Annotated in this window: 12 protein-coding genes; 6 read left to right on the forward strand and 6 right to left on the reverse strand. The window is 75.9% G+C overall.

Going from position 1 to position 13,657, the window contains the following annotated elements; genetic code table 11:
• The first annotated feature begins 361 nt into the window (after positions 1–361).
• Entirely contained in the window at positions 362–1,024 is a 663-nt protein-coding gene (locus ACWDBE_RS27205; protein ID WP_449809358.1) for an Rv1733c family protein, read from the forward strand.
• A 79-nt stretch (positions 1,025–1,103) separates the two neighbouring features.
• Here ACWDBE_RS27205 and ACWDBE_RS27210 read toward each other — a convergent pair whose 3' ends face one another.
• Both ACWDBE_RS27210 and ACWDBE_RS27215 read right to left on the reverse strand, forming a co-directional pair.
• On the reverse strand, positions 1,104–1,781 hold the full coding sequence (locus tag ACWDBE_RS27210; protein ID WP_449792790.1) for a YoaK family protein: 678 nt from the start codon (positions 1,779–1,781) through the stop codon (positions 1,104–1,106).
• Between the two features lie 77 nt (positions 1,782–1,858).
• Positions 1,859–2,593 carry an MgtC/SapB family protein gene (locus tag ACWDBE_RS27215; protein WP_449792791.1) on the reverse strand — a complete coding sequence of 245 codons (735 nt, stop codon included), beginning with the start codon at positions 2,591–2,593 and terminating at the stop codon, positions 1,859–1,861.
• A 385-nt stretch (positions 2,594–2,978) separates the two neighbouring features.
• Between ACWDBE_RS27215 and ACWDBE_RS27220 the strand changes: the two genes are divergently transcribed.
• From ACWDBE_RS27220 to ACWDBE_RS27235, 4 genes are all read left to right on the forward strand, one after another.
• Positions 2,979–3,815 carry an ABC transporter ATP-binding protein gene (locus ACWDBE_RS27220; protein WP_449792792.1) on the forward strand — a complete coding sequence of 279 codons (837 nt, stop codon included), beginning with the start codon at positions 2,979–2,981 and terminating at the stop codon, positions 3,813–3,815.
• A complete protein-coding gene (locus ACWDBE_RS27225) occupies positions 3,812–6,553 on the forward strand; it encodes an FtsX-like permease family protein (RefSeq protein ID WP_449809359.1) in 2,742 nt (913 codons plus the stop codon). Before ACWDBE_RS27220 ends, ACWDBE_RS27225 begins: the two co-directional genes overlap by 4 nt.
• A 225-nt stretch (positions 6,554–6,778) precedes the next feature.
• Positions 6,779–7,150, forward strand: coding sequence for a BlaI/MecI/CopY family transcriptional regulator (locus ACWDBE_RS27230; protein WP_449792794.1), 372 nt, complete (start codon positions 6,779–6,781; stop codon positions 7,148–7,150).
• Entirely contained in the window at positions 7,147–8,082 is a 936-nt protein-coding gene (locus tag ACWDBE_RS27235) for a M56 family metallopeptidase (RefSeq protein ID WP_449792795.1), read from the forward strand. The genes ACWDBE_RS27230 and ACWDBE_RS27235 overlap by 4 nt, the downstream gene beginning before the upstream one ends.
• A gap of 243 nt (positions 8,083–8,325) precedes the next feature.
• Here the strand turns inward: ACWDBE_RS27235 and ACWDBE_RS27240 are convergent, their stop codons facing one another.
• The 3 genes from ACWDBE_RS27240 to ACWDBE_RS27250 all read right to left on the reverse strand — a co-directional run bounded on the left by ACWDBE_RS27240 (position 8,326) and on the right by ACWDBE_RS27250 (position 10,759).
• On the reverse strand, positions 8,326–9,345 hold the full coding sequence (locus ACWDBE_RS27240) for an acetamidase/formamidase family protein (RefSeq protein ID WP_449809360.1): 1,020 nt from the start codon (positions 9,343–9,345) through the stop codon (positions 8,326–8,328).
• Complete coding sequence (locus ACWDBE_RS27245) at positions 9,342–9,533, reverse strand: hypothetical protein (protein WP_449809361.1); 192 nt, start codon at positions 9,531–9,533, stop codon at positions 9,342–9,344. The genes ACWDBE_RS27240 and ACWDBE_RS27245 overlap by 4 nt, the downstream gene beginning before the upstream one ends.
• Positions 9,534–9,682: 149 nt before the next feature.
• Positions 9,683–10,759 carry an ABC transporter substrate-binding protein gene (locus ACWDBE_RS27250; RefSeq protein WP_449809362.1) on the reverse strand — a complete coding sequence of 359 codons (1,077 nt, stop codon included), beginning with the start codon at positions 10,757–10,759 and terminating at the stop codon, positions 9,683–9,685.
• A 56-nt stretch (positions 10,760–10,815) separates the two neighbouring features.
• On the opposite strand from ACWDBE_RS27250, the gene ACWDBE_RS27255 reads away from it, so the two are divergent.
• Positions 10,816–11,283, forward strand: coding sequence for a MarR family winged helix-turn-helix transcriptional regulator (locus tag ACWDBE_RS27255; protein WP_449792798.1), 468 nt, complete (start codon positions 10,816–10,818; stop codon positions 11,281–11,283).
• 107 nt (positions 11,284–11,390) lie between these two features.
• Here the strand turns inward: ACWDBE_RS27255 and ACWDBE_RS27260 are convergent, their stop codons facing one another.
• Positions 11,391–13,343 carry a hypothetical protein gene (locus tag ACWDBE_RS27260; protein ID WP_449809363.1) on the reverse strand — a complete coding sequence of 651 codons (1,953 nt, stop codon included), beginning with the start codon at positions 13,341–13,343 and terminating at the stop codon, positions 11,391–11,393.
• Positions 13,344–13,657 lie beyond the last annotated feature (314 nt).

Here is a 13,657-nt window from a genome sequence, read left to right on the forward strand (position 1 = left end):
CCCGACCTGGGAGTTCGTCAGCTTCGCCGCAGGGAGAGGGCGCAGAGCGGGCGGCAGAGCGGGCGGAGGACCGGCACGGAACAGGCAGGGGGTGACCCCACGACCACCCCCTGCCCCATACCTCGACCCGGCGCCCCCACGGCCGAACCGGGCCACGGCCGCGCCCAAGCACCGGGAGGACGCCGCCGATCTCGAGCCTGCCAGGTCCCCACCGTCGGCGCCGAGGGCCGAACGTCCCGACGGCGGGGTCGAGCGGCCCTGGCGGTCCTACGGACGCGCACGAGTCTTGTGCACGAGGGGCCGCCGGGTGGACATTGGGCGTAACCGCCTCGCGTCCCCGCGCCCCTGAGGAGCCCTCACCGTGTCCAGCACCCCCCGTCCGGCCCGGCCCGCGTCGCTCCCCCGACGCGTCGGCCGACAGCTGCGGCGGGCCGTCGGCACCCGGCACGAGCCGCTCGCCCGCCCCCTCGACCGCTCCCGGGCCCGCGCCTGGCTCTGCGCCGTCCTCGGCGCGGTGCTCGCGCTCGCCCTGGCCACGGGCGGCTCCCTGCTCCTCTACCGCAACACCGAGCACCAGGTCGGCGCGGACCGCGGACGGCTGCGGCAGGTCGACGCCGTGGTCCGCGGCCTGCCCGACCGCGCCGCCGCCACTGCCGCCGGCAGCCGCTTCTCCGGCGGCTACAGCAGTCGGGTGGACGTCGACGCGACGTGGACCGCCCCCGACGGCACCCAGCACCTCGGCACCGTCCAGGCCCCGCGCTCCGCCGTCCCCGGCAGCCACGTCGCCGTCTGGGTCGACCCGGCCGGCGCCGCCTCCGCTCCCCCGGCCGACCGGGTGGCCCTCGCCGTCTCCGCCGCCTGCACCGGCGCCGGCGCCCTCCTCGCCCTGCTGGCCCTGGTCGTCCTCGCCCTCCGCCTGCGCCTCCACGCCCTCGACCGCCGCGGTGAGGCCGCCTGGACCGCCGACTGGGCCCGCCTCGAACCCCGCTGGAGCGGCCGCGCCGGCCACCGCAGCGAGGACTGACCGGGCCCCGGGGCCCCGCCCGTCGGTCGCCGGCGACGCCCCGGAAGCAGAGGGGACGACGGCGCGCCGGCGAGGCGGCTCAGCGGGGGTGGGTCCAGGCGGGGGCGGGGGTGGCTCGGGCGGCGCGGTGGGTGAGGACGGCGACGGCGAGGAGGAGGACCAGGGCCAGGGCCAGGGCGAGGGGGACGTTGGTGCGCAGGACCAGGAGGGCGCCGAGGAGGGCCCCGGCGAACATCCAGACGGCGGAGGCGAGGCGGCGGGGGCCGGTGCGGTCGGCGGCGAGGGCCGTGATGGTCATGGTGAGCACGGTGGTGGTGAGGTCGGGGACCTTCAGGGCGCGGACCACCGCGTTCTGGCCGCCCATGGCGAAGCCGAGCAACCCGATCAGGGTGTAGCGGGCCGGGTCGGAGGTGTGGCCGGCCACGGCCGCCAGCACCGTGGCCGCCGTGACCAGCACCGACTGGGCGGCGACGGCGGCGGTCAGCAGGTGCCCGCGGTGGCCGGGCAGCCGGCGGGCGAGGTGGCCGCCGGTCAGGGCACCGAGCAGGAAGGCGACGAGGGCGGCCAGCGAGGCGGTGGCGGAGAGGTTGGCCGCACCGGCCAGGGCGAAGCCGAGGAACACCACGTTGCCGGTCATGTTGGCGACGAAGACGTGGCCGAGTTCGAGGTAGCTGACCGCGTCCACCACTCCGGTGACCACGGTCAGCGCCAGCAGCATCGGCACCAGCGGCCCGTGTTCGGGGTCGGGGGTCGGCATCGGGCCTCCAGCGGGATCGGACGGGGTTCGGACGACGGGGAGCGTACGACAACGGCGGCGAGTGACTGCCCTTCCGCTCAGGCGAGCGCCGGGTTGCCGGGCTCCTCCGGCTCGTCGTCCAGGTGCCAGTGCAGATCGCGCACGCCGGGCTCCAACGACAGCCGGGTGACGACCTGTTCGAGCGCCGGGGTCACCCGGCCGGTGATCGCGACGGTGGCCCGCAGGCTGGTGGCGTCGCCGCTGTCGGTGCGGCGGGCGCGCAGGCCGGTCGGGGCGAGGCCGGAGGCGGCGAGGGCCTGGAGCAGCAGGGCCCTGATGTGGGTCTCGGACTTGCGGTCGCATTCCAGGTGGACGGTGGCGCGGCAGGTGGAGTCCGGGTCGCTGCCGGACTGCGGGGCCCGGTCGAGGAGCCGGCCGGCCGGGCGCAGCACCAGGTGGACGCCGAGCACGGCGAGCGTGCCGAGGACGGCGAACTCCAGGTTGCCGGAGGCGGCCAGCACCCCGACGGCGGCCGAACACCACAGCGTGGCGGCGGTGTTGAGGCCGCGGACGCCGGCGCCGTCGCGCAGGATGACGCCACCGCCGAGGAAGCCGATGCCGGAGACGACGTAGGAGGCGACCCTGGTGGGGCTGCCGGTGTCGCCGACGGCCTCGCTGTACAGCACGAACAGGGTGGCGCCGGCGGCGACCAGGGCGTTGGTGCGCAGGCCGGCCATCCTGGCCCGCCACTGGCGTTCGACGCCGATCAGTGCGCCGCAGGCGACGCCGGTGGCGAGTCGCACCAGGAACTCGACGGTGGTCAGGGTGTGCACGACGGCACCTCCTTCGCGGGAGGAGGGTACGAACAGGTGGCGGTCGGTCTGACGACCTCGATCATGGCCATCGCCGCCGCGGCCGACGGGGAGGCGCGCGACGGCCGCACGGGCCCCGAGGCCTGCCGCGCTCCGGATCTGACCGCACGTCGGGTGCCGGGCCTTCCGGCACGGCGGGAGGCCCACCCCCGGGGCCGTGAACCTTCCCGAGCATAGACCGCCCCCGAACGATCCGGTCCGGGTTTCCGCCCACATCCTCGACAGCTTTGTAGAAGTTTGACCGAACCCGACCGACCAGCCCCGTGAACACCTGTGGACACCAGCGGACCCTCGGGAACCACCTCGCCTTGCATCACGTCCTCCGGCATATATAGTTCACCGACATATGCAGTTGAGCAGCTCACGAGGGGGAAGTGTGTCCCACACCGATCCGACCCGGCCCGCACCCGTCCTGCGCCTGACCGACGTCACCCGGGTGCACGGGCGGGGCGCCGCCGAGGTGCACGCCCTGCGCGGCGTCGACCTGGCCGTCCACCCCGGCGAGTTCGTCGCCGTCATGGGCCCGTCCGGCTCCGGGAAGTCCACCCTGCTGACCCTGGCCGGCGGGCTGGACCAGCCCAGCGACGGCGAGGTGCTGGTGGAGGGGGTCGCGCTCGGCGGTCTCGGCCGCGGCAAGCTCGCCGACCTGCGGCGACGCTCGATCGGGTACGTCTTCCAGGACTACAACCTGATCCCGGCCCTCACCGCCGCCGAGAACATCGCCCTGCCGCGCGAACTCGACGGCGTCCCGGGGCGCCGGGCCCGCCGGGAGGCACTGGCCGCGCTGGAGGAGCTGGGCATCGGCGAGCTCGCCGACCGCTTCCCCGACGACATGTCCGGCGGCCAGCAGCAGCGCGTCGCCATCGCCCGCGCCCTGATCGGCGACCGCCGCCTCGTCCTCGCCGACGAACCCACCGGCGCCCTCGACTCGGCCACCGGCGAGGCGGTGCTCGCCGTGCTGCGCGCCCGGTGCGACGCCGGTGCCGCCGCCATGATGGTCACCCACGAGGCGGCCCACGCCGGTTGGGCGGACCGGGTGGTCCACCTGCGGGACGGCGCGATCGCCTCGGAGGCCCCGGGCCGCCGGGCCTCCGCCCGCCTCACGGCCGTGCAGCCGTCGGACGCGCTGCACAGGTCCGGCACGGCGTTCCCGTCGGGCCCGGCCGGCGAGGTGGCGCGGTGAGGCTCGGAGCCTGGCGGGTCGCCCTGCGCATCGCCCGCCGTGACGCACTGCGCGCCAAGGGCCGCAGCGCGCTGATCGCCGCCATGGTCGCGCTGCCCGTCCTCGGCGTCACCGGCGCCGACGTGGTCCACCGCAGCGGTCAACTGACCCCGGCCGAACGGGTCGAGCGGGTGGTGGGCGGCGCGGACGCCCTGGTCACCTCACTCGATCCGGGGCGGCCGGTCGAACAGGCCCCGATCGCCGAGGACGGCGCCTTCTCCGTCCAGCCCCGCCCCGGGGACCAGCCCACCGCCGAACAGCAGAAGGGCGCGAGCACCGATCCGGCCGTCCTGGTCGCCTCGCTGCTGCCGCCCGGCAGCTCGCTCACCCCGGCCCGGCCAGGACCTGAGGCCGGCGCGACCTCGCCCGAGGGCCTGGTCCGCACCCTCACCACCGAGGCCGACCTGGCCGACCCGGTCTGGCGCGGCCGGCTCGACCTGGTCGAGGGCCGCGCCCCGGAAGCCCCGCACGAAGTGGCCGTCACCCGGGCCTTCCTGGACCGCTCCGGACTCGCGCCCGGCGCCACCACGACCCTCCAGGGCCTGGAGCACACCACCTACACCATCACCGGCATGGTGGAGCGCCCGGGCGAGCTGGGCAGGGTCGAACTCGTCGCCCGGCCGGGCGAGTTGATCGACCCGCTGAGCGCCGCCCTGGCGGCCGGGGGGCCGGCGGCGGAGAAGCCCACGGCCGTCCGGTCCGCCTGGCTGGTCCGGCTGCCGTCCGGGGCCGCCCTCGACTGGGCCGCGGTCCAGCGGTTCAACGCCCACGGATACACCCTGACCGCTCGTTCGGTGGCGCTCGCCCCGCCACCCGAGCGGGCCGTCCCCTACTACCGCGACGCCTACCGCTACAGCGACCCGACGGCCGCCAACAACACCAGGATGGTCGTCGCCACCGTCAGCGGCATGGCGCTGCTGGAGGTCGCCCTGCTCGCCGGGCCCGCCTTCGCGGTCGGCGCCCGCCGCTCGCGCCGCCAGCTCGCCCTGCTCGGCGCGGCCGGCGGCAGCCGTGCCCACGTCGGCGCGGTGGTGCTCGGCGGCGGCGTGGTCCTCGGCGCGACCGGAGCGGTGGTCGGCGTGGTGCTCGGCACCGCGGCGGTCGCGGTGCTGCGGCCGTGGATCGAGCAGTTCGGCGGGGCACGCTTCGGCCACTTCGCCGTACCGCCACTGGACCTGCTCGCGATCGCCGGAATCGGCCTGGTCACCGCGCTGCTCGCGGCCGCGCTGCCCGCGCTGCAGGCCGCCCGGCGCAGCGTCACCGCCGGGCTCACCGGCCGGGACACCGTCCGCGGGCCCAGCCGCCGGGTCACCGTCGCCGGTGTGGCGCTGCTCGCCCTCGGCGCCGCGCTCGCGATGTACGGGGCGGGCGCGGTACATCGCGACCAGCCGGGCGTGGGCGGCTACGACACCCGCACGCTGACCGTGCTCGGCGGCTCGGTGGTCGCCGAACTCGGCCTGCTGCTGTGCACCCCGATGCTGGTCGCCCTGACCGGCCGGGCCGCCGGCCGGCTGCCGCTCGGGCCCCGGCTCGCCCTGCGCGACTGCGCCCGGCACCGCTCGCGCACCGCCCCGGCGGTGGCCGCGGTGATGGCCGCGGTGGCCGGCGCCGTCGCCATCGGCGTCTACACCACCAGCACCGACGCCGAGAACCGACGCGACTACCGGCCCCAGGCCCCGTACGGCGCCGTCCAGTTGATCAGCCACATCGACGGACCCCGGCTCGCCGACGAGCGCACCGAACTGGAGGGGCAGCTGAGCGGGCTCGGCCCGCGCGGCGACCTCGGCGAGGTGGAGTACCGCTGGTGCGAGAACTGCTCCAGCACCGTCCAGCTCAAGGGCCCGGTCGAGCGGCGCGGCCTCGGCGCGCCGCCGCGGGTGGCCGCCGGTGACGTGACCGTGCTGCACAACCTGTTCGCGGTCCACGACCAGGCCGCGGAGCAGGCGCTGGCCGCCGGGAAGCTGCTGGTCTTCGACCGGGCCCTGGTGGGCGCCGACGGCAAGGCCGTGCTGCTGCTGCGCGGCGGGGGCGGCGCGCCGCTGGAGCCGGGCCAGGTGCCCAAGCCGGAGCTCCAGGAGGTCCCGGTCGACGCGGTGCTGGTGGACGACCCGGCCGCCGCCGACTTCGCCCAGGGCCTGGTGCTTCCCTCCGCGCTGCCCGGGCTCGGGCTCGCCGCCCGGCCGACCGGCTCGGTCTGGCTGCCCGCCACCCCGCCCGACCGCAAGGCGCAGCAGCGCGCCGAGGCGGCCGCCATCCGGCTGGACCGCCTCGCCCAGTTGACCGTGGAGCGCGGCTACCAGCCGAAGGGCGACGCGCTCACCCTGGCGCTCACCGGCTTCGCCGGGCTGGTCGTGCTCGGCGCGGCCGGGATCGCCACCGGCCTGGCGGCCGCCGACTCCCGGCAGGACCAGGCCACCCTGGCCGCCGTCGGCGCGCCGCCGCGGATCCGGCGGACCATGGCGGGCCTCCAGTGCACGCTGATCGCCCTGCTGGGCGCGCTGCTCGGGGCGGTCAACGGGTTCGTGCCGGCGGTGGGACTGCTGAAGTCCCGGGCCAGTGGGTTCGGGGCCGAGCCGGCGCTGATCACCGCGCCCTGGGGCGAGCTGCTGCTGATCGTGCTGGTGCTGCCGCTGGTCGCGGGGCTGCTCGCGGCGCTGCTCACCCGCTCCCGCGTCCCGCTCGGGCGGCGGCTGTCCTGAGCGCGGCGCCTGCCCCGGGCAACGGCTGCGCGTGCACCGGACACCGGCGGCCGGCGTCGGACACGGCTTGGACACCGGCCGACCACCACCCGGGCACCAGCCGGAACCCGCCGGGCGTCCGCCCCCTTTCATCCGGGGGCGGGCGCCCGGCGCTCGCCGTACCATGGGCCGCGTTCCGGCGGGCGAAGGGCGCCGACGGTCGGCTCGGCGAGGGAGAAGAGGGCGGTGCTACGGGGGTTCGGCGATCTGGAGGCCGAGATCATGGACCGCTTCTGGTCCTGGGGCCGGCCCGCCACGGTGCGCGAGGTGGTGGACGACCTCCAGCGGGAGCGGGCGGTCGCGTACACCACCGTCACCACGGTCGCGGACATCCTGCACACCAAGGGCTGGCTGCGCCGCGACAAGGTCGGCCGCGCCTGGGTGTACGAGCCGACCTGCACCCGCGAGGAGTACACCGCCCAGCTGATGCACCAGGCACTGGAGACCACCCCCGACCGGGCGGGCGCGCTGCTCCACTTCGTCGACCGGATCACCGGGGACGAGGCATCGGCCCTGCTCAGGGCCCTGGAGCAGGTGAAGTCCCCGGGCGCCGAGTGACCCTCGCGCTGCTCTGCCTCCACCTGGTGGTGACCGGCGTCCTGCTGCCCCGCCGACTGGTCGGCTCCGCCCGGCTCCAGGCCCGTCCGCTGGCGGGCGCGGCGCTCTGGCTCGCGCTGATGGCCTCGTTCACGGTGGGCCTGCTGCTCACCGCCCACCACGCGGTCGAACCCTTCGCCCACCACCCGGCCGGGCTGCTCGGCCTGCTCGACCTGCCCGGTCTGCTCGGCCGCTCCGGTCTCCTCCCGGGCGCCGCGCCGGCCGGGCCGGTGCCGCCGCACACCCACGACTGGTGGCTGCTCACCGCCGGCGGGGCGCTGCTCGGCGCCCTGGTGACGGCCGTCGGCCTGCGCGCCGGGCGGGCCAGGCGGCGGCACCGGGCGGTACTGGACGTGGTCGCCGTACGGGACCGGCGCTGGGACGCGCTGGTGCTGGAGCACGCGCATCCGACCGTCTACTGCCTGCCCGGGCGGCGTTCCCGGGTGGTGCTGTCGCGCGGGGCGCTGCGGCTGCTGAACGAGCGGCAGCTCACCGCGGCCGTCGCGCACGAGCACGGCCACATCCGCGGCCGCCACCACCTGTTCCGGCTGCCGGCCGACACCTTCGCGCTGCTGCTCGGGCTGCTGCCACTGGCCCGGCTGGGGCGCTCCGAGGTGGGGCTGCTGCTGGAGATGGCGGCCGACGACGCGGCGCTGGAGCAGGTGTCGCGGGGCGAACTGGCCTCCGCGATCTGCGCGTTGGCGACCGGCGGCGCTCCCGGCCGGGGAGCCCCGGCGGGCGGCGCCGCGCTGGGTGCGACGTCCACCGGGGTGCTCGCCCGGGTACGGCGGCTCGCGCGTCCGGGGAACGGACGGATCCGGCCGGCCTGGCGCTTCGGGGTGTCGGTGCTGCCGCTGCTCCCGTACCTGCTGGTCTGCGCGCCGCACCCGTGAGGCGCCCGGCGGGACACCGCGCCCGGACAGCGCCGGGACGCTCTCCGAGACGCCCGCGGGCCCGTCGGCGCGGGGGTGCCGACGGGCCCGCCGTGGGGGGTGGGGTATGGGGGTCCGTGAGATTTGCCGGGACCTTGACCCGCGCGCCTGAACGCGCGGGCCCGGGGCCGCGTTGTTCCCCGGCGTCGCACTGCCACCGGGCCGCGCTGTCACCGGCGGCCGCACTGTCACCGGTGCCGCGTGTCACCGGTGCCGCAGGTACGCCCCGGCGGTCTCGCGCAGCCGGTCGTGCAGCCCGTCGTAGGCGCGGGCCCGGCCCAGCAGGCTCTTCGGCAGCTTGGCGACCATCGTGTAGTTGGTGTCACAGACGTTCGCCGCCGGCGCCAGCCCGGCCTGGCTGACCAGCTGGTAGGCGTCGAGCTGGTCCAGGCCGAGCAGTTCGCCGGTCCAGCCGACCAGGTCGTGCTGGCTGATCCGGAACGCGTCCTCCAGCGGACGGGCTGAGCCGGTGCTGATCAGGAAGTCGTCGTTCTCCAGCCGGGGCCAGGCCGGGCCGCCGCCCTTGACCAGGTCGACGATCACGGTGGTGCGCATCGCCGCCTCCACCGCCGTGCCGCACACCTCGCCCTCGCCCTGGCGGGCGTGACCGTCACCGATGGCGACCAGACCGCCCTCGACGTTGACCCCGAAGTAGGCGGTGGTGCCGGCCCGCATCTCGGGGGTGTCCAGATTGCCGCCGTGCGCGCCCGGGGTGATCGAGGCCAGCACCTCGCCGGCCGCCGGGGCGACGCCGACCGTGCCGTGCATCGGGTCCAGCGGCAGCTCCGCCGTGAACTCGCTGTTGCGGGCCCGGAACCGGCAGATGCCCGCCTTGACGTCCAGGTCGTAGACCCAGACCCGCTCCTCCAGCGCCGGGTGCAGCATCGCGGTGGTGTGGGTCGCGGTCAGCGCGCCGAAGTGCGGGAAGGTGCTGGAGATCCCGTACTCCCGGGCCGGGGTGATCTCCACGAAGTGCACCGCGAGGACGTCCCCCGGCTCGGCGCCCGCCACCGCGATCGGACCGGTGACCGGGTTGAGGTAGGGGAAGGCGCACACCCGGCTGGGCAGGTCGCCGGTGCCGCGCACCTTGCCGCCGAAGCAGTCCTCGGTGGTCAGTTCGATGACGGTGCCGGGCTGGACGGTGACCAGCGGGGCGCGGCCGCCGAAGGTGTAGGCGTAGTCCTCCGGGGTCGGGCTCAGCTTGACGATCTCGGGCAGGCTCACTGGTTCTCCTCGGGGGTGGTGGCGGTGTTCGCGGTGTTCGCGGTGGAGGCTTCGGGGCCCGACTCGGCCTCGGCGACGGCCAGTCGGGGCTTGCGCCCGGTCGCCATCAGCCCGGCGAGCACGATCCCGCCGACGAGCAGCCAGACGAAGCCGAGCCGCTGGGCCGCGATGTTGGCGTTGACCACCACGTACGCGAGGATCGCGAAGCCGAGCGCCGGGGCGACCAGGCTCCACGAGAAGGTGTGCGAGTCGTACAGCGGGGTGAAGTCGAAGCCCCGGTTTCCAGATGGAAGGGTTTTGTCGCGCCGTCCCGCCTGGCGAGAAGGGGCGGCCCGGGCTACCGCGACAGGACGGCGAAGTCGAGGCCCTCGGCCCGGGCGAGGTGGACCGGCGCCCGGCCCGCGCCCTCGCGGTGCAGCAACCGACCCGCGGCCGCCCGCAGGCCGTCCGGGGCCAGCGCCCGACGGGCCGCCAGGTCGGCGAGCAGGTGCAGGCCCTCGTACAGCCCCACCGCATAGGCGTCCAGGACGGGCGCCCACGGGCCGCACAGCGCCCGGTGCCGCTCGGCGAGGCTCTGCCGGCGCTCCTCGGTCAGCGTCGCGAAGGAGGGCATCGCGGCGTACAGCGTCCCGGTGTCGTCGCCGCCGAGCGCGAGCAGGCCGTTCTCCTCCAGGGCGCCGGAGAGCCGCACCAGCCCGCGGTCCAGCCCGCTGCGCCGCAGCGCCCGGTTGAAGTGCACCTGGTCCCGCCCGATCAGGCTGAGCAGCAGGGCGTCCGCGCGGGCGGCGCGCAGCGCGTCCAACAGCGGTTCGAGCGCCTCCTCGACCGTCCCGAAGGGGATCCGCCGCTCCAGCACCACCCGGGCGCCGGCCCGCGCCGCCAGCCCCTCGGCGGCCCGGTGGACGGAGCGCGGCCAGATGTAGTCGTTGCCGATCAGCGCCCAGCGGGCAAGGCTATGACGACTCGTCAGTTTCGCCATTGCGGCGCCGAGTTGACGGGACGGGTCGATGCCGGTGCAGAGCACCCCGGGCCGTCGGGAGCCGCCCTCGTGCGGCGGGGTGAAGACGTACGCGACGCGGCCCGCGGCGACGGTCTCGACCGCCCGGTGCACGTCGCTGGTGTGGCACCCGGCGAGCGCGTCCAGTGCCCCGGCGTCCAGCAGCCGCCGCACCTCGCCGGCGACCGGGCCCGGCGCACCGCCGCCGTCCACCAGCACCAGCTCCAGGGCGCGGCCGAGGACCCCGCCGCCCGCGTTGACCTCGTGCGCGGCGAGCACTGCGCCGTCCAGCGCGGACGGGCCGGTGAGCCCGAGCGGGCCGGACTGGGGCACGACGAGGCCCACCCGAAACGCCGGCTCCTCCCGCACGGAGTGCAGCGCGTCGAGCGGATCGATCAACCTCACTTCGGCGCTCACGGTGCGAGTATCGTCGTACCGCCGATATCGGGAAAGGCCGGAAACGGGAGGGTCCGATGACCGCAGTTGGTGCCGCACCGCAGATCGAGGGCCGCTCCCCCGACACCACCGGAGCCTCGGCCGCCGCGGAGCCGCTGCTGGTCGAGCTGGTCACGCTGGCCCATCGCAGGCTCTCCGGCGGCCTCGCCGCCGCCCTGGCCGAGGAGGACTGCACCGTCGACCAGTGGCGGCTGCTGCGCGTCCTCGCGGACGGCCGGGGGCACGCGATGGGCGAGCTGGCCCAGGCGCTGCTGATCCCACAGGCGAGCCTGAGCCGACTGGTGGACTCGCTGGCCGACTCGGGCTGGGTCTACCGGCGCCAGGACGAGCGGGACCGCCGCCGGATCACCGCCCACCTCTCCCGCCAGGGCCGCACCCGGCTGACCCGCCTCGACGCCCTCGCCGCCGCCCACGACGCCGCCGTCCGCCGCGCCTGCGGCCTCACCGACCCCGCGCACCTGCTGCAACGGCTCGCCGCGCTCTGACCCGTCGGCCACCGGGGGCGAGCAGGCCCTTCACCGAGCGCGGCCGGGCCGGGCGCCACCCCCGAGGAGCGACGCCCGGCCCACCCGCATGTCAGGCCCGCCGTCGGTCAGGCGAGCTTCTGGCAGAGCAGCGCGTACGGCCGCGCCGCCCACAGCTGCCACCAGGGCTGGCTGTAGGCCACACCGGCGACGAACTCGTCGTTCGCGCACTGGCCCTTGGCGAAGCCGTACGCGAAGTCGCCGCCCGAGGCCGTCGCGGGCCGGTTGTCACCCTTGTCGAACCACAGTGTGCGGATCGAAGTCCCCAGCGGGGACGCCGACTTGGCGCACAGCACGCTCATCGTCCGGCCGTTGCGGCCGTATCCGGAGACGAAGGAGCCGGCGGGGCACTGGGCCTTGGCGTAGCCCGGCGCCCAGTCGGTGGTCACATAGGTGCCGCCGTGGTCGACGACGTACGCACGGCCGGCGTCCCACAGGTCCGCCTTGGTGACGTCCGTGCACAGGCCGTCGTCGCCGCCGTGGCTGAGCCCGATCAGCCGACTGCCGTCCGGGCAGGACGCCTTGAGGGCCGACGGGTCCCAGTCCGGCCGGGTCTTCAGGTAGGCGGAGTGGGCGTCGTCGGACAGGCCGGAGCTGAGCGAGGTCCAGTCCACCAGGCGCGGCGGGTTCGGGCCGGTGCTCACCGAGGCGAGCAGCCACTCGCGGTGGAACGCGAGGAAGGGCAGGTCTGCCGAGAGGATCGGGGTGCCGAGGATGGCGAGCTGCGCCATCAGAGCCCCGTTGATGTCGAGTCCGCCGTAGAGCGCGGCGGTGCCGTTGATGTCCGGCGTGCTGCCCGCGCCGGCGAGCACGATCGAGCCGTTGACGGCGGCGCGCAGGTACGGCTCGATCGAGGCCTTCACGCCGACCGTGTCGTACAGGGCGATCGAGCCTTCGGCGAGCAGGCCGGTCTTCGCTGAGGCGGAACCCTTGAGGTTGAGGCGCAGCGGGGCGACGGTGGAGGTCCCGGGCTCGGTCGTGGTGGTCCAGCCCGGACCCTTGACGTAGTCGGAGTGGACGCCCCACTGGCCGTCGTACGACTGCTCGGCGTCGAGGGTGACGGTGCCGTCGGCGCCGATGTCGGCGGAGAGGGTGAAGTTCAGGTTGATGACGACGGGCAGGGGGCCCACCATCACCACGGGGTTGGCGCTGTACTTGGCCAGCGGGATGCGGACGGACCCGGTGCTCGCGGTGAGGTCCGCGCTGACGTGCCAGTCGGCGTGCGCGCCCAGGGTGAAGCCGATCCGGGCCTGCTGGGGGTCGAGCAGGCCGAGGGCGCCCTGGTAGGAGAAGTCCACGGACGGGGTGAGCGAGACCGAGCCGGAGAGCGTCGCCGAGGAGCCGTTCGGCAGCGGAACGGTGGCGTGGGCGCTGAGCCCCAGGCTCCCGGAGACGGAGCCCTGGCCCGAGGTCGCGCCGAGGTCGGTGGTGACCTCGATGCCGCCGATCTGCGGCTGGACCTCGAACGCGCTCGGGCTGACGGCGCTGCGCAGGCTGGTGCTGGTCGCGCCGAGCAGCTCGGGGAGGGTGGCCGGGCGGGTGGTGACGGCGACCTTCCCGTCGGCGGTCGGCTGCACTCCGGTGACGGCGACCAGCGCGCCGTGCGGGGCGGCCGGGGTGGGCGGGCTGTCGATCAGCTGCCCGGGCTGGACGGCGGCCGCGGCGGCGTCGGGGGCCGCGGCCCGGGCGGACGGCGCCTGCGGACCGGTGGTGGCCGGTGCGAGCACGGCGGTGCCGGTGGCCGCGTCGTAGGAGGAGAGCGCGAGGCCGGGGGCGGCGGTGGCGGTGGCCGGCGTGCTGCCCTGCGCCGGTGTCGCCACGACGGCCGCGGCCGTGCCGGACGCCGGGGGTGCCAGCGTTGCCGGGGCGCTGGGGCCGGCGGCCGACACGACCGTCGTGGTGGTCGTGCTGGTCGTGGTCGCGGCGGCCGGTAACGCCGCCACTCCGTTCAGGACGGCGCCGCAGAGGAGGAGCACGGTCGTTGTCGCGGCGGCTGACGACGTCAGCTTGCGCACGGTCACGTGGAGGGTCCCTTCGGGTCAACGGTGCTGGGGCGATGGTGACTTGCGTGGCTGGGCGGAGTGCCCGGAGCAGTCCGCACTGGCCCTGACCGACGGGTAACCTAGCAGTGACCGGGAGCACTTCTGAATGGTTCGCGCAGTACCGGAACCGGATCACCGCAACTTCACGAGCGAGGAACCGGGCTTTCCCCCACGGTTCACACGGCGCTCGGCGGCCCGGACCCGGGAGGGCGCGTTCGCCCTGGGCCCCCGACGGCGGGACCGGCCGTCACCTGCACGCGCGGGAAGGAGAATCGACCGCGCCGGGCAGTCGG

This window comes from Kitasatospora sp. NPDC001132, assembly GCF_053598415.1.